13 protein-coding genes are annotated in these 14,990 nt (G+C 70.2%); 7 read left to right on the top strand and 6 right to left on the bottom strand.

The window, feature by feature from the left end; translation table 11 throughout:
• Nucleotides 1-59 precede the first annotated feature (59 nt).
• From ABZ796_RS03005 to ABZ796_RS02995, 3 genes are read left to right on the top strand one after another with little or no spacing between them, the layout of a single operon-like run.
• Nucleotides 60-479 carry a hypothetical protein gene (locus ABZ796_RS03005; protein ID WP_357334514.1) on the top strand — a complete coding sequence of 140 codons (420 nt, stop codon included), beginning with the start codon at nucleotides 60-62 and terminating at the stop codon, nucleotides 477-479.
• Nucleotides 480-489: 10 nt separating this feature from the next.
• Nucleotides 490-2,286, top strand: coding sequence for a M91 family zinc metallopeptidase (locus ABZ796_RS03000; protein WP_357334512.1), 1,797 nt, complete (start codon nucleotides 490-492; stop codon nucleotides 2,284-2,286).
• Complete coding sequence (locus ABZ796_RS02995) at nucleotides 2,273-2,881, top strand: hypothetical protein (RefSeq protein ID WP_357334511.1); 609 nt, start codon at nucleotides 2,273-2,275, stop codon at nucleotides 2,879-2,881. The genes ABZ796_RS03000 and ABZ796_RS02995 overlap by 14 nt, the downstream gene beginning before the upstream one ends.
• Nucleotides 2,882-2,926: 45 nt before the next feature.
• On the opposite strand, the gene ABZ796_RS02990 is transcribed toward ABZ796_RS02995, so the two are convergent.
• Both ABZ796_RS02990 and ABZ796_RS02985 read right to left on the bottom strand, forming a co-directional pair.
• Nucleotides 2,927-4,279: a glycoside hydrolase domain-containing protein gene (locus ABZ796_RS02990; RefSeq protein ID WP_357334509.1), complete on the bottom strand. Its 1,353-nt coding sequence runs from the start codon at nucleotides 4,277-4,279 to the stop codon at nucleotides 2,927-2,929.
• A 58-nt stretch (nucleotides 4,280-4,337) separates the two neighbouring features.
• Nucleotides 4,338-5,729 carry a sulfatase-like hydrolase/transferase gene (locus tag ABZ796_RS02985; protein WP_357334507.1) on the bottom strand — a complete coding sequence of 464 codons (1,392 nt, stop codon included), beginning with the start codon at nucleotides 5,727-5,729 and terminating at the stop codon, nucleotides 4,338-4,340.
• Between the two features lie 182 nt (nucleotides 5,730-5,911).
• Between ABZ796_RS02985 and ABZ796_RS02980 the strand changes: the two genes are divergently transcribed.
• Together ABZ796_RS02980 and purL are read left to right on the top strand one after the other, a co-directional pair.
• The gene (locus ABZ796_RS02980) at nucleotides 5,912-6,556 is read left to right on the top strand and encodes a hypothetical protein (protein ID WP_357334505.1); all 645 of its coding nucleotides are present in this window, start codon (nucleotides 5,912-5,914) and stop codon (nucleotides 6,554-6,556) included.
• Nucleotides 6,557-6,597: 41 nt separating this feature from the next.
• On the top strand, nucleotides 6,598-8,886 hold the full coding sequence (purL, locus tag ABZ796_RS02975; protein ID WP_357334503.1) for a phosphoribosylformylglycinamidine synthase subunit PurL: 2,289 nt from the start codon (nucleotides 6,598-6,600) through the stop codon (nucleotides 8,884-8,886).
• Here the strand turns inward: purL and ABZ796_RS02970 are convergent.
• Nucleotides 8,805-9,563, bottom strand: a complete 759-nt coding sequence (locus ABZ796_RS02970; protein ID WP_357334501.1) for a DUF2306 domain-containing protein — start codon at nucleotides 9,561-9,563, stop codon at nucleotides 8,805-8,807. The genes purL and ABZ796_RS02970 overlap by 82 nt on opposite strands.
• Nucleotides 9,564-9,667: 104 nt before the next feature.
• Between ABZ796_RS02970 and ABZ796_RS02965 the strand changes: the two genes are divergently transcribed.
• Nucleotides 9,668-10,399 carry a TetR/AcrR family transcriptional regulator gene (locus ABZ796_RS02965; RefSeq protein ID WP_357334500.1) on the top strand — a complete coding sequence of 244 codons (732 nt, stop codon included), beginning with the start codon at nucleotides 9,668-9,670 and terminating at the stop codon, nucleotides 10,397-10,399.
• A gap of 20 nt (nucleotides 10,400-10,419) precedes the next feature.
• On the top strand, nucleotides 10,420-11,484 hold the full coding sequence (locus ABZ796_RS02960; RefSeq protein WP_357334498.1) for a CAP domain-containing protein: 1,065 nt from the start codon (nucleotides 10,420-10,422) through the stop codon (nucleotides 11,482-11,484).
• A gap of 77 nt (nucleotides 11,485-11,561) precedes the next feature.
• Here ABZ796_RS02960 and ABZ796_RS02955 read toward each other — a convergent pair whose 3' ends face one another.
• Genes ABZ796_RS02955 through ABZ796_RS02945 form a run of 3 tightly spaced genes read right to left on the bottom strand, consistent with a single transcriptional unit; the run spans nucleotide 11,562 to nucleotide 14,963 of the window.
• Nucleotides 11,562-13,091: a DHA2 family efflux MFS transporter permease subunit gene (locus tag ABZ796_RS02955; protein WP_357334496.1), complete on the bottom strand. Its 1,530-nt coding sequence runs from the start codon at nucleotides 13,089-13,091 to the stop codon at nucleotides 11,562-11,564.
• Between the two features lie 55 nt (nucleotides 13,092-13,146).
• Entirely contained in the window at nucleotides 13,147-13,953 is an 807-nt protein-coding gene (locus tag ABZ796_RS02950) for an ABC transporter permease (RefSeq protein WP_357334495.1), read from the bottom strand.
• Nucleotides 13,950-14,963, bottom strand: a complete 1,014-nt coding sequence (locus tag ABZ796_RS02945) for an ATP-binding cassette domain-containing protein (protein ID WP_357334494.1) — start codon at nucleotides 14,961-14,963, stop codon at nucleotides 13,950-13,952. Before ABZ796_RS02945 ends, ABZ796_RS02950 begins: the two co-directional genes overlap by 4 nt.
• Nucleotides 14,964-14,990 lie beyond the last annotated feature (27 nt).

Below are 14,990 nucleotides of genomic sequence, written 5' to 3'. Positions count from 1 at the left end.
GCGTTCGCGTGTAGTCGCGCGTGTTCCGGGGAAGAACTCCGATGGAGAGGGAGGCCCCGATGTCATCTCAGATCAACGTACGTCCCGACGATCTCGTCAGGCTCGCCGACCGCTGCATCGACCGGGCGATGGACCTGACCGCTGCGACCACGGACAACGCCGGCGCCCTCCAGGTCGCCTCGCGTGATGCCGGCAACACCCAGGGCGGCTACGACACCACCGCTGCCCACGGGCCGCTGGTAGAAGCCGCGTCCAGCGCCCTCGAGTCGTTCGCGTCGGTCTTCGAAGCCGACGCCGACGCTCTCATGCTGTGCGCGTTCGACATCTCCGCGACCGACGAGGAGGTCGCGCGGGCCGCCCGGTCCAGCAACTCGCTGCCTCCCGGGCCGACGCCGCGGCCCCCGGAGCCGACTCCGGGACCGAAGCCGCCGTCGCCCACGCCGAGCCCGTCCCCGGGCCCCACCCCGACTCCGCGCTGAGGAGCACGAGATGTCCGAAGGCACCTGGAAGCTGTGGGACGACGCGGCCTCGATCGACGACGCGTCGAGAGGCTGGACCTCGATCGCGAAGGCGCTCGACAGCGTCACCGAGTCGTTCATCAGCGGCTCCAAGGACGTGGTCGCCGACTGGGAGGGCCAGTCCGCCGAGTCCTACGAGGGGCATCGCAAGACGCTCCTGACCGACCTCGACAAGGCGCGCGAGCTCGCCGACAAGGCCTCCTCGGCGACAGCCCGGATCGCCGGCACTGTACGCATCGCCCAAGGTCACCTCGACCAGTCCTGGGCCACCGTGGCCCACGTTCCGCACCAGGGCAGCCCCTCGGGCGACATCCGGTTCGAGCCCGAGACCCCCGAGGACAGCAAGCTCGTCACCGACGCCATCGCCCGCGCTTCCGAGATCCGGTCGGGCCTCGACCGCGACCTCAACGCCGACCGCCAGGTGCTGGTCGACACCACCGCTGCCTGGCAGGGGCTGTCGAGGAGCATGGCGGCGATCGCCGAGTCGGGACAGGACCCGTTCCACCTCCCTGCCGACGTCGACTCGGTCGGCATGATCAACGTCGACGGAAAGACCTACATCAACACCGGCAGCGGTGACGACGTGGTCACCGTCGGGATCAACCCGTTGACCGGGAAGCAGGTCGTCACCGTCAACGGCCAGATGTATGACGTACCTCCCGGCAACGAGATCGTCATCCGCGCCGGCGAGGGCAACGACGAGATCAACGTCCCGCAGGGCACCAACGTCAACCTCTCGCTGCTCGGCGGCAGAGGTGACGACCGGCTCAACGGCGGCAGCGGGAGCGACCGCATCCTCGGTGGCCAGGGCCGCGACCACATCTTCGCCGGCGACGGTGACGACCGGATCTCGGGCGGCACGGACCGCGACTACATCGACGCCCAGGGCGGTAACGATCTCGCCACCGGAGCGGGCGGGGACGACACCGTCTACGGCATGGCTGGGAACGATCGGATCAGCGGCGGCCGCGGCCAGGACTATCTCGAGGGGGCCGACGGCGACGACGTGCTCGTCGGAGGCGATGGCAACGACATCGCGTCCGGCGGCGACGGCAACGACCGGATCCACGGTGGTGCCGGCGACGACGTGAGCTACGCCGGACGAGGGACCGACACCACCTACGGCGGCTCGGGCGACGACAAGGCTCACAGCGAGTCCGGCGACACCGACGAAGGCGTCGAGCAGCACGTGACGGTCCAGATCACCGAGGTCCCGGAGTGGATCAAGATCGAGGGTTCGCCGGAGTTCGTCGCCCGGACCCGTGCGGACCTCGAGATGCTGGCCGCTTCGCCGACGGGACAGCAGATGCTCGCTGCGCTGGATCGGCGACACGACGATTCGGGTGTGTTTGGGATCGGGCAGGAGAACCTGACCATCCGCGAGTACGTCGGTGACACCCCGAACAGCTCGGCATCGGACGGGCCGATGGGCGGCAACGAGATCGAGTACATGCCGGACATCGACACGATGAACACCGGCAACCGTTATCCCCAGACGCCCGTCGACGGCCCTCCTGTCGCGGTGCTCTACCACGAGATGGCGCACGTCTACGACTACATGCACGGCACGCTCGAACCCGGCGAGTACCACGGCGACGACCCCGAGAACCAGGGGACGAACAACCGTGAGCGCGAGGCTGCGGGCCTGCCCGTCGACCACGACAACGATCCGAGCACGCCGGAGCAGATCGACCCGGACCATCCCTACGTCTACACCGAGAACGGGCTCCGCGACGAGATGGGAGCACCGCACCGTGACCACTACTAGGTCGATGATGCTGGCATCGCTGCTGACGGCGGGAGGTCTGGTGATGAGCGGTTGCGCGAACGTTCCCGAAGGGAAGCGAGAGATCGAGGGGGTCCGGTTCGAGTCGAAGATCGCCGCGGCCGGTGACGGGCTGGAGATCAGCTATCGGGTGGTCAACGATGCGGACACCGACGTCTACGTGGTCGACTCGGTGCCGACGTACGCCAACGGGGCTCTCCAGCCGCCGTCGGCGGACACGGTCTACGTCCTGGGCAGCGGTGGGAGCCGTGCCGAGGCGAGCAAGCGGGTCTTCCCGCTGCCGGACGACAAGACGTTCGCCCAGATGCCGGCGGTCGGTTGGGTCAGGCTCGCAGCGGGCGAGGAGATGGAGCGAGACGTACGCGTGCCGCTGCCGCTCGAGGAGTATCGCCCGTTCGACGACGACTCGGTCCCAGAGCTCCCGGACCCGGTCGAGGAGGTCATCTTCTGTGTCGGTGTCCTCGACCTCCGCGACCTCTATCCCGAGGGCGTCCCGGCCGAGGTGACCGGCCTCGCCCACTCCGACTCGGCCGCCGAGTCCCAGCAGATCTTCTGCTCGGAGTCCGAGAAGTTGTGAAGCTGAGCGTGGCCCGTGGGCCACGCTCAGCTTCACAACTCGCGATCAGCGGCCGTGGGCCAGGTCGTACCAGGTGACCTCGGTGGCCATGCCGGTCGCACTGCGGCCGAGGCGCTTCTGGTAGGCGACGAGGGCCACCTGGGTGTTCCAGTCCATGACGCCGGTGATCTTCGGGCGCTCGGGTGCGGAGGTGGCACTGAGGGCACGCTGGAGGTCGCGGACGCTCTCGCCGGCGGAGCCACGCTTCAGGAGCGGGCGGCTGTTGGCCGCCCACAGCGTCTTCCAGGCGCCCTGGGTCCAGGTCTTGCCCACCGTCAGCCCGTGCGAGCGCTGCCAGGCGTTGATCGAGCGCACCAGACCCGCGTCGTACGTCCCGTCGATCGGGCCGCCGAAGTCGCCGCGCTCGCGGAGCATGCACTCGAGCGCCTTGGTGTAGATCGGCGAGGGAGTGTAGGAGCTGGTGCGCGGTTTGAGGGCGGGATAGCTGGTGAAGCTGACCGGCACGCCGCCACAGTGCGTCACCGGCCGCGCGTAGGAGCCCCGGCCGAGGTCGACGAAGTTGGAGTCGATCTCGATGGTGGTGCCGCCGTGGGTCTCCTTGTGCGGGCCGCGGTACTGCTTGACGCGGCGGTGCGGGCTCCACGGCTTCTCGGGGATGTACCTGGTCGAGGTGCCGGCGCGGCCGTCCCAGTCGGCGATCCACAGGTCCGCGGGGTAGACGAAGCCGCGCGGCTGAGCGTGCCAGACGGCCTGCATCGCCTTGATCCCCGAGGACGCGCTCGAGTACAGCCCCGGGCGGTAGCCGAGCTTCTTGATCCGGTAGCTCCAGGCCGAGACGAACCACATCGCCGACTCACGGCAGCGCTTGTTGCCGATGTCGAACCCCTCGAGGTCGTAGAACATCGTGCTGCCGGCAGCGATGCCGTAGCGCTTCGCGGCGTCGACGGTCGCGTTGGCCTGGTTGATGCCCTGGCGCTTGGCCGTGGCGTACTGGTCGGTCGAGCGGGCGCTGATCCGCGGGTCGTCGCGGTAGCGCGGAAAGTGCGGGTTGCACGAGGCCTGCGGCCCGAGCGTGATCGGTAGTAGCCGCCAGCCCCGGGCCTGCTGCTTGCGCACCCAGGTCGCGCTGAGGTTGGTCTGGTTGCGGCAGCCGCGGGAGTTGCCGGCGATGTAGATGCCGACCGCGCCGAAGTTGGAGTGCTGCCACCAGCGGTCCATCGCCGCCTGCGACGGCGCCTGGCACTGGTCGAAGCCATAGCCGGTGAAGTTGCCCGGCGTGACCGGGTTCGCGGCGGCCGCGGGGCTGGGCGTGGCCAGCCCCGCGACGCCGACGACGCCGGAGATCAGGCTTGCGCCGAGTGCCCGTCTGACGTACTTGAGCCTGGTGAAGTCCCCCATATTTCGTCACGGTAGTCACAACCGTCACTTAGTTACCAGTGGACTCGCCCGGCGTACGTCAGGAGTACGCCAGCAGCGTCTCGTCGATCTTCTCCCAGGCCGCGCGCAGCTCCGCCAGGTCCTCGGGCCGCTTCCGGGCCAGGTCGGCCTGCTCGCGTACGTCCCCGCTCAGGTCGTAGAGGTGGTCGGTGCCGTCGAGCTGGAGGTACTTCAGCGAGCCGCGGCGCAGCGCCCGCTGTCCGCGCATACGCCAGAAGAGGTCCTGGGTCTCGCGCGGCCGGCCGCCGAAGAGGAGCGGGACGAGGCTGGTGCCGTCCAGCGGGTAGTCCTTCGCCGGCGTCGCGCCGGCGAGCTCCAGGAAGGTCGCGGTCCAGTCGGTCGTGACCGCGGGCTCGTCGCTGACCTGACGGCCGGGCAGCGTGCCGGGCCAGCTCAGAATGGTGGGCACCCGGATGCCGCCCTCGTTGAGGCTGGACTTGGCCCCGGTGAACGGCCACACGTTGGAGAACCGCTCGCCGCCGTTGTCGCTGGCGAAGAAGACGACGGTGTCGCGGAGCTGGCCGGTGCGGTCGAGGGCCCTGATGACCTGGCCGATCGACTGGTCGAGGTCCTCGACCATCGTCTTGTACGTCGCCAGCGAGCCGCCGTCGTTGTGGAAGAGGACGCCCTTCTCGCCGTCCTCGATCCGGGCCGTCAGCTCATCGCTCACCGCCTTGTCCTCGGGGCCCTCCCAGGGCCAGTGCGGGGTGGTGAAGTTGAGGTTCAGGAGCCAGGGGGCGTCGTGGTCGCGCTCGATGAAGCTGACGGCCTTCTCGGTGACGATCTCGGTGTAGTAGCGAAGGTCCTCGACCTCCACCTCGTCCTCGTAGAGGTCGTGATCGCCGTTGTGGTTGATCTTCGAGAAGTAGTCGAGGCCACCGGAGAAGTTGCCGAAGAACTCGTCCCAGCCGACCCGGGTCGGGCTGTACCAAGGGAGGTAGCCGCAGTGCCACTTGCCGAAGAGCGCGGTCGCGTAGCCCTGCTCCTTCAGCAGCGAGGCGAGCGTCGGGTGGTCGAGGGGGATGCCGTGGAGCTCGTTCGGCGACGAGATCGGCTCCGGCAGTCCGCCGGCGAGGCGGCCGGGGTAGCGCCCGGTGTAGAGGCCGAAGCGGGTGGGGGAGCAGACCGAGGAGGCGGAGTACGTATCGGTGAACCGCACGCCCGAGGCGGCGAGCCGGTCCAGGTTGGGCGTCTCGATGTCCGGGGAGCCGTAGGCGGACAGGTCGGCCCAACCGAGGTCGTCGCCCAGGATGACCAGGAGGTTGGGCTTGCGCTTGGGCCGGTTGACCTTACGGGCCTTGAACGGCGCCTCGGTCGCTGCGTTGGCGGGGGCTGCGAGGCCGGTGGCGGCGACCGCGCCGGCCCCGGTGGCGAGGAGGCTGCGTCGGCTGAACGTGCTGGGGAAGGACACCGTATAGCCTTTCTTTAGTGAATAACTATGAATAGAAGACTAGATGGTGGTCCGTCCTGTGGGCGGGGGTCTCGGGTCGCGGACGCGACGGGACATTGGTCCCGTGGCAGAAGGGCCCTAACCAAAGCCGCGCGGCGGCGTTACCTTGGTAAAGGAACGGATCGCCAAGGGGGTGGGGACCTGTGCAGCAGCGACGTGATCGGGTGACGCCGGTCCTCTTCGCGATCACGGTCATGCTCGCGCTGACGGTCGCCGGGATCATCCACGTCGCGCACGGCGGCGAGGTGACCGGACCGTTCGCGGTCGCCGACCAGGTCAGCTCGACCACCAAGCAGGCCAACACCCCTTACGTCTGCTGGGACGGCAACGGCGCCGGCTCGCTGACCCGGTGCCCGGACCCGCGCGGCGAGGACGGCATGAAGTGGGTCTTCCCGGGCTACCAGGAGGCGGCCCGGAGCGGCGAGTGCGCCCACGGCGAGACCGGCCCCCGCGATCTCTTCGTGGAGTGCTCGATGTCGTGGCGCGGCACCCCGGTCTACCTCCACTACGCCTATTGGGGCGAGTGGCGGACCGGCCAGCGGAAGTACGCCGCCATCGGGTCGACCCCGAGGATCGAGCAGCGCCCCGACGGCGCGATGTCGCTCTTCTGGCGCCCGCGCCGGTTGCCCACGCCGCACGGCGAGGCTTCCTGGGTCACCGCCGAGATGGTGGAGGGTCGGGGCTGGAGCGTCGCCGCCTACGCCGGCGACGGCGAGGTCGCCAGGGCCGCGCTCGAGGAGTTCGGTGAGATCCGCGACCTGCGGGAGTGGCGCGGGCTGCCCCGCTGACGACTAAGGGGATTGGGCACTTCTGACGTAGATTTCTGCCCGTGACCGAGACTTCGTCCGCTGCCGTTGCGTCCGATCTTCCGCTCCTGGACACCGTGCACCACGCTGCCGGTGACCCCGACCGAGACCAGCCCTGGGCCGAGCTCGGCCTGAAGGAGGACGAGTACGCCGAGATCCGCCGCATCCTCGGGCGCCGCCCGACCGGTGCCGAGCTGGCGATGTACTCGGTGATGTGGTCGGAGCACTGCTCCTACAAGTCCTCCAAGGTCCACCTGAAGCAGTTCGGCGAGATCCCGCAGGAGACCCCGGCCGGCAAGATGCTGGCCGGCATCGGTGAGAACGCGGGCGTGCTCGACGTCGGCCAGGGCTACGCGGTCACCTTCAAGGTGGAGTCGCACAACCACCCCTCCTACGTCGAGCCCCACCAGGGCGCCGCGACCGGTGTCGGCGGCATCGTCCGCGACATCCTCGCGATGGGCGCCCGGCCGGTCGCGGTCATGGACCCGCTGCGCTTCGGCCCGCTCTCGGAGCCGGACACCCACCGGGTGCTGCCCGGGATCGTCTCCGGGGTCGGCCACTACGGCAACTGCCTGGGTCTGCCGAACATCGGCGGCGAGGCCGTCTTCGACGCCTCCTACCTCGGCAACCCGCTGGTCAACGCCCTCTGCGTCGGCGTGCTGCGCCACGAGGACCTCCACCTGGCCAAGGCGTCGGGCGCCGGCAACCTGGTGATCATGTACGGCGCGCGCACCGGCGGCGACGGCATCGGCGGCGCCTCCATCCTGGCGTCGGTCGAGTTCGACGAGGACGGCCCGGCCAAGCGGCCGAGCGTCCAGGTCGGCGACCCGTTCATGGAGAAGCTGCTGATCGAGTGCACCCTCGAGCTCTTCGCCGCAGGCATCGTCCGCGGCATCCAGGACTTCGGCGCGGCCGGCATCTCGTGCGCCACCTCCGAGCTCGCCGCCGCCGGTGACGGTGGCATGCACGTCGAGCTGACCAAGGTCCCGCTGCGCGACTCGACGCTCGCGCCGGAGGAGATCCTGATGAGCGAGTCCCAGGAGCGGATGATGGCCGTCATCGCGCCCGAGGACGAGGCCACCTTCATGGCCATCTGCGACAAGTGGGACGTCGAAGCCGCCACGATCGGCACCGTCACCGGCGAGGGCCGGCTCCGCGTCGACTGGCACGGCGAGCCGATCGTCGACGTCGACCCGCGCACCGTCGCCCACGACGGACCGGTCTACGAGCGCCCCTACGCCCGCCCGTCCTGGCAGGACACGCTGCAGGCCGACGTGGCCGAGAAGCTCCCGCGCGCGGCCTCGACCGACGAGCTCCGCTCGACCATCCTGACGCTGGTGGCCTCGGAGAACCTGTGCGACAAGTCCTGGATCACCGAGCAGTACGACCGCTACGTGCGCGGCAACACCGTCCTCTCCCAGCCAGCCGACGGCGGCATGATCCGCGTCGACGAGTCGACCAACCTCGGCGTCGCGCTCGCCACCGACGCGAACGGTCGCTTCGCCAAGCTGGACCCGTACGCCGGTGCCCAGCTCGCGCTCTCCGAGTCCTACCGCAACGTCGCCTCCGTCGGCGCCAAGCCGCTGGCCATCTCCGACTGCCTCAACTTCGGCTCCCCGGAGGACCCCGACGTGATGTGGCAGTTCGCCGAGGCCACCCGGGGCCTGAAGGACGCCTGCCTCGAGCTCGGCATCCCGGTCACCGGCGGCAACGTCTCCCTCTACAACCAGACCGGCGAGGTCGCCATCCACCCCACGCCGGTGGTCGCGACGCTCGGTGTGATCGAGGACGTCACCACGCGTACGCCTTCGGACTTCCAGGCGGCCGACGAGGTCGTCGTCCTGCTCGGTGAGACCCACGAGGAGCTCTCCGGCTCGGAGTGGGCCCATGTCGTGCACGGCCACCTCGGCGGGCTGCCGCCGAAGGTGAACCTCGGTGCCGAGAAGGCGCTCGCCGAACTGCTGCTGGAGGCGCGCTTCGTGACCTCCGCCCACGACCTCTCCGACGGTGGCCTGATGCAGGCGCTGGCCGAGCCGGCGATGTCCTCGGGGATCGGTGTCTCGGTCACGCTGGCCGGCGACCCGTTCGTCGCGCTCTTCTCGGAGTCGGTCGCCCGCGCGATCGTCACCGTGAAGGCCGACGACGTCGAGCGGCTCATCTCGCTGGCCGAGCGCCACGGGGTCGCCGCGACGAAGCTCGGGGTGACGGGTGGCGCTGCCTACTCGATCGCCTATGACGGCGGCACCGTCGAGATCCCGCTCGAGGAGCTCACCGGCGTCTGGCGCTCGACGCTGCGCGACGCGCTGGCCTGACGGTCGGCGCGGTCCGCGCGTCGGCGCGGCCTGCGGTGGATGATCCACTCGGCGATCAGCAGGTTCACCACCCAGCTGACCCAGGCGGACGCCGCGGCCGCGCTGGCGAGCGTGGGGTCCTCGGTGCCGATGTTGGCGCCGCTCATGACCTCGGGCACGAAGATCATGATCATCACCATGCCCCAGAACCGGTTGGCGACGATCGAGAACGCCATCGCGTAGCTGCGGTACATCCACTCCCGGTGGTCCTTGAAGCGCCGCTGCCGGGCGGCGCGGTAGCCCTGCACGGTGAACAGCAGGAACAGCACGGCCAAGAAGGTGTTGCCGACCTGCTGCGACGGCCCGGCGGCGGGGAACTGGCTGGTGACCAGCGCCGCCACGCCGGTCGGGATCGCGGTGGCGACATAGGTGCGCCCGGTCCAGCGGTGCACCTTCGGGTGGTTGGCGCGCAGCCACGGCCACAGCTGGAGTACGCCGCAGCAGAGCATCACCGAGCCGAAGAAGATGTGCGTCACCAGCGCGGGGTAGAAGGCCGGCCCGCGGTCGGTCGGGACGAGCGACTGCGACGGGTCCAGGCCGACGTACCGCGGTAGCGCCGTCATCAGGAAGATCACCGTCGCCGCGGCCAGCGGGAAGACCCACCACTGCCTCGCCAGAGGTCTTGTCGATGCGCTCATGTAGCCGTCCGATCTAATAGCGTATGGCATTAACTGTTTATAGAATACGCAGAACGATGGGGCGGTCAACCAGTTTCCGGAGGGAGCAGGGCATGATGGAGGCGATGAGCTCCGACCTGATCCCTCGTCTGTGGGGCAAGCCTCCGGCCGGCCGGCGTGGCCCGAAGCCGGCGCTGAGCGCCGCCCAGATCGTCGAGGCCGCCTACTTCATCGCTGATGAGCAGGGCCTTGCTGCCGTCTCGATGGCCAGGGTCGCCGAGGCGGTCGGCTGCTCGCCGATGGCGCTCTACCGGCACGTGAAGAACAAGGACGAGCTCCTCATCCTGCTCGCCGACCGTCTCAGTGCCGAGCTGCCGGAGCCGTCGCGGGACCTCGGCTGGCGCGAGGGCCTGGCTGCCTGGATGCGCGCGCAGGTCGACCTGGCGCTGAGCAAGCCGTGGTTCCTGGACCTGCCGCTCGGCGCCTCGCTGCCGGGGCCGAACCGGCTCGCCTGGCTCGACCTGGGGTTCCACTACCTGCGCGAGGTGGCGCTGCCCGCCGACGAGAAGCTGGCGATCCTGGGCATCATCTCGCAGTACGGCCTGGGTGAGGCGCGGATCGAGGTCGAGGCCGCTCGGCTCGCCGAGAACCCCTACGCGTCGTTCGAGCAGATGCTCGTGACGTACGCGGATCCGGAGCGGTTCCCGAACCTGATGGCGTCGATGGCCACCTGGCAGCCGGCCGAGTCCGGCGAGGTGTCCGACTCGGACGATCCTTCTGCCTTCGGGCAGCGCCTGCTGATGGCCGGGATCGAGGCCCACATCGAGCGCCACCTCGAGCGCGACGCCGCAGAGTAAAGGTCGATACCCTGGCGGGGATGTTCCCCCACCTGCATCGCCCCGTGTCCTACGTCCTCGCCCTGCTGCTCGCTGCCGGAGCGCTGCTCCTCGGCGCATCTCCTGCCTCCGCAGGGGAGGGCGGCACCATCAAGCGGCTCGCGAACTCCGCGCGTGCCGACGCCGGTCTGGACCCGCTCACGCGCGACTCCGCCCTCGACGGGCTGGCCCGGAAGTGGGCCTACAAGATCGCCGCCGACGGGGCGCTCTCACACAACCCCGACCTCGCCGAACAGGTGCCGGAGGGGTGGCAGGGAGTCGGGGAGAACGTCGCCATGGGCTACCCGACCGGCGCGGCGATGCACCGGGGCTGGATGAGCTCCGACGGCCACCGGGCCAACATCCTGGGTGACTACACCCACATCGGGATCGCCTTCGTCAAGGTCGACGGCAGCAGCTGGGGCGTCCAGGTCTTCGCGAAGTACCCGCCGGGCGTGCGGCCGACCGAGAAGCCGAAGGCCACCGCCGCGCCGGCGCCGACCGCGCCGGCGTCGACCAGGGCTCCGACCCCTCGCCAGACCACCAAGCCCAAGAAGTCCGCGTCGGCCTCGCCGACCCCGTCGCGTACGCCTTCTGCCTCCGCATCCCCGTCGACATCGCCCTCGGCGTCACCGTCGGAGTCGGAATCCACCTCGGCCGCGCCTGTGGGCGACTCCGAGACGGCAGGCCCGGTGACGTTCGCCGACGCCTCGGACGGTCCGGCTCCTGCCTCGAGTGGGCTGTTCGGGATCGGCTTCGTCGAGATCGCCGTCGCCGTGCTCGGGCTATCTGGCCTGGGGCTGCTCATCGCTCTGCTCGTGGCCCGGCGCCGCCGCCGCGAACCACCCCGGCGCGATCCGGGCGGTCCGCGGCATGCCCGGCCCGTCGGGCCGTACCCCGGTGGCGGACCGGTCCATCGGGGCCAGGTCCCTCCCGCCCGACCCGGCCCCGGCCACGCCATCCCCGGTCATCTCAGCCCCGGCCGCCCGAACCCCGGCCGCCCGAACCCCGGCGGCCCCAACCCGGGCCGCCCCCACCCGTACCCCGGCGACCGCCGCCCCTGGTAGAGACCTGGTCGGACGCAGTCCTGCCATGACCTGCCGAGTCGGCTCGTCCTGACCGAACCCGCTGCCGAGTCGGCTCGTCAAGACGCGCCGACTCGACGCGCATTCTCGTCAGTCTGCGCCGACTCGGCACGCATGCCGGTGCTGGAGGACGCGGACCGGGCCGAGGGCGTACGCCGGAAGACGAGGAACGCGACCACGGCCGAGATCGCCATCATCGTGACCGGCAGCCAGAACGCGACCTGCAGGGCCTCGGCGGCGAACGGCGCGACGGCCGCTCGCTCGGTGGGGGAGAGGGAGCTGAGCGCTCCGACGCCGTCGCTGCCCAGCCCGGGGAGGCGAGCAGAGAGCGCGGCGGCCAGGAGCACCGAGACGCCGGCGGTGCACAGGGCGGTGGCGACCTGGTTCATCACGTTGATCATCGTCGAGCCGGCCGGGATGGCGCTGTCCTCGAGGTAGCGGGTGGCGATGGTCATCGTCGGCAGCATCACGAACCCGGCGCCGGCGGTCGCGATCGCATGCGTGGCGGCCAGGGTCGCCATCGGCGCATCGGCGCTCAGCTGGAGCGCGAGGGCGCCGAAGCCCAGGGTGGAGACGATGATGCCCGAGCCGATCACCGGCAGCGGCGGGAAGCGGTCGATGAGGCGCCCGGAGACCTGGATCATGATCCCGGCCGCGATGCCGGCGGGAGCCATCAGCAGTCCCGCCGTGGTGGCGGACTCGCCGCGTACGACCTGCCAGTAGAGCGGCACCAGGATCATCGAGCCGAAGTAGCCGCCGGCGAAGCAGACCAGCATTGCGGCGCTGCCGCCGGTCAGGCGCCGGCCGAGGAGCCGGATGTCCAGCAGAGGAGCCGCGGCGCGGAGCGCGTGCCGGACGAAGAGCGCCACCAGGAGGATCCCCGCCCCGATCGGGACCAGCACCTGAGCGTCGAGAAGGGTGCCTTCGGCGAACGAGGTGCCCAGCACGAGGAGTGCCATCGCGGGAGGGAGCAGGAGCAGGCCGCGTACGTCCAGGCGAGCGCTCGGACCCCGCTCCAGGCGCGGAAGGTTGCGCATCCCGAGGACGAGACCGAGCAGGCCCAGCGGCAGGTTGATCAGGAACATCCACCGCCACGACATCGTGTCGAGCAGCCAGCCGCCGAGCACCGGTCCGAAGACGGGACCGACCAGCACCGGCAGGCCCAGCAGGGCCATCAGGCGGCCACGCTCCTCGGGCGGGGCCGAGCGCAGCGTCAGGGTCATCGCGGCCGGCATCACGAAGCCGCCGCCGAGCCCCTGCAGGACCCGGAACGCGATCAGCGACTCGACGTTCCACGAGGCCGCGACCAGGCCGGAGCCGATGGTGAAGACGCCGATCGCGGTCAGGAAGACCTGGCGCGCGCCGAACCGGCTGATCGCCCACGCCGCGGCCGGGATGACCGTTGCCAGGGCGAGCGTGTAGCCGGTGGCCACCCACTGGATCACGGGCAGCGAAGCGCCCGTCTCCTGGGAGAGACGGGCGATCGCGACCGCGACGATCGTGATGTCGATCGGGATCATCACCGTTCCGGTGATGACGGTGAGCACGATCGTCGTCGGGCTCGTGGCCGGGCGGGGGCTGGGCGTCATGTGCCCAGCCTGGAAGCTCAAGTGAACTTCAGGTCAAGGCCCATGAAGCAGAACCTCAGCTCGACCTCTCCATGGTCCGTACGCCGACGAGCACCCCGAGCGCCGCTACCGCTGCCGCCGCGACGAAGCCGCCGATGACGACATCGGCCGGGAACTGACCGGCGAAGAGCGCCCGCTCCGCCTCGACGACGTACGTCATCGGGTTGATGTCGCTGAGGAACCGCAGCCAGCCGGGCGCGCCGTCGAGGGGGAGGAGGACACCGGAGAGGAGCAGCAGCGGGAAGATCAGCATCTGCTGGACCGTCCAGAAGACCCAGTCCTGCTCCTTCGCCGCGGTGGCCAGGGCGAAGCTGAGCGCACCCAGGCCGATCGCGAAGAGCGAGACGATCACGGCTCCGACCAGGACCCCGCCGAGGTGGAGGTCGAAGCTGAACGGGGTCACCACGGCGAGGATGACGGCCGTCTGGAACAGCACCGGCACGACCTCCTTCAGGGCCCGCCCGACCAGCAGGGACGGCCGCGACAGGGGCGAGACCAGCAGCCGCTCGTGGGAGCCGGAGCGGATCTCGGCGGTCAGGTCCGCGCCGGTCATCGAGGCACCCATCAGCGCGGTCATGACGACGATGCCCGGCACGAACCACTGCAGCGCGCTGCCGTTCTCGACGTCGGGCAGGAGCGGCGCGAAGAGGCCCAGGAAGACCAGCGGCTGCATCATCGCGAAGAGCATCGAGGCGGGCTGGCGCAGCTTGGGGGTGAGCTCGCGGAGCAGCACGGTCCAGGTGTCGGTGAGGAATCCGGTCGGATTGCTCGGCACCCGGTCGGTGTGCCGGACCTGTGCGGTCGGGACGGTGAGGGTGGTCATGCTGCTGCTCCTTCGGTCTGGGTGGTGGTGGACTCGGCCGACTCGCGCAGGCTGCGGCCGGTCAGGTCGAGGAAGACGTCGTCGAGGGTGGGGGTGCGGACCTCCATCCGGATCGCCGGCGTGCCGTGGGCGGCGAGGTCGATGGCCATCGCCGGCGCGCTGTCGGCACCGCGCGGAGTGCGGATCGAGACCTGCGTACCGTCGCGCTCGATGAGGGTCGGACCGGACAGCACCGACTCGGCGCGGGATGCGGCAGCCGTGGCATCCGTCTCGCTGCCGAAGCCGAGGAGCACCAGATCGCCGAGCCTCTCCTTGAGCCGGATCGCGGTGTCGTCGGCGATCACCACCCCGTGGTCGACGACGATCACGCGTCCGGCGAGAGCGTCGGCCTCCTCGAGGTAGTGGGTGGTGAGCACGATCGTGGTGCCGTCCTGGTGGAGCCGGCGGATCTGCTCCTGCAGGTTCGCGCGGTTCTGCGGGTCGAGGCCGGTCGACGGCTCGTCGAGGAACAGGACCTCGGGGTGGTTGAGCAGCCCGATGGCGATGTCGAGCCGTCGCCGCTGGCCCCCGCTGAGCGTCTGGACCGGGCGGTCGGCGTACTCCTGGAGGTCGAAGGCCACGAGGAGCTCCTCGATGCGCGCCTTGGCTGCGGTGCGCGGGATGCCGTGGGCGCGGGCCTGGGACATCATCTCGTCGCGGCCGCGCTGCACGAACGCCGCGGCGTTGCCCTGGCCGACGTAGCCGATCGAGCGCCGGACGGCCGCGCGTGAGCGGAGGACGTCGTGGCCGGCGACCTCGGCGGTGCCGGAGGTGGGCGGGATGAGGGTGGTCAGCATCCGCAAGGTGGTCGACTTGCCGGCTCCGTTGGGACCGAGGAAGGCGACGAGCTCACCTTGGTGGATCTCGAGATCGAGCCCGCGTACGGCCTCGACGGTCTTCTTGCTACGGGTGAAGTGCCTGGTCAGCGCCTGAGTGCGGATCACCGGCCGCTGGTTGCTGTGGTTCGTCATGTCTCCACCCTCTGAGGTCATCCGGCC

This window comes from Nocardioides sp. NPDC047086 (assembly GCF_040643685.1).
Classification (GTDB): domain Bacteria; phylum Actinomycetota; class Actinomycetes; order Propionibacteriales; family Nocardioidaceae; genus Nocardioides.
This window is presented reverse-complemented; position numbering and strand designations above follow the sequence as displayed.

What these genes read in the sequence shown, in the direction of transcription:
- ABZ796_RS02990 (WP_357334509.1), bottom strand. Translation starts at nt 4,279, where the DNA reads ATGGGGGACTTCACCAGGCTCAAGTACGTCAGACGGGCACTCGGCGCA.
- ABZ796_RS02960 (WP_357334498.1), top strand. Translation starts at nt 10,420, where the DNA reads ATGTTCCCCCACCTGCATCGCCCCGTGTCCTACGTCCTCGCCCTGCTG.
- ABZ796_RS02965 (WP_357334500.1), top strand. Translation starts at nt 9,668, where the DNA reads ATGAGCTCCGACCTGATCCCTCGTCTGTGGGGCAAGCCTCCGGCCGGC.
- ABZ796_RS03000 (WP_357334512.1), top strand. Translation starts at nt 490, where the DNA reads ATGTCCGAAGGCACCTGGAAGCTGTGGGACGACGCGGCCTCGATCGAC.
- ABZ796_RS02955 (WP_357334496.1), bottom strand. Translation starts at nt 13,091, where the DNA reads ATGACGCCCAGCCCCCGCCCGGCCACGAGCCCGACGACGATCGTGCTC.
- ABZ796_RS02970 (WP_357334501.1), bottom strand. Translation starts at nt 9,563, where the DNA reads ATGAGCGCATCGACAAGACCTCTGGCGAGGCAGTGGTGGGTCTTCCCG.
- ABZ796_RS02945 (WP_357334494.1), bottom strand. Translation starts at nt 14,963, where the DNA reads ATGACGAACCACAGCAACCAGCGGCCGGTGATCCGCACTCAGGCGCTG.
- ABZ796_RS02950 (WP_357334495.1), bottom strand. Translation starts at nt 13,953, where the DNA reads ATGACCACCCTCACCGTCCCGACCGCACAGGTCCGGCACACCGACCGG.
- ABZ796_RS03005 (WP_357334514.1), top strand. Translation starts at nt 60, where the DNA reads ATGTCATCTCAGATCAACGTACGTCCCGACGATCTCGTCAGGCTCGCC.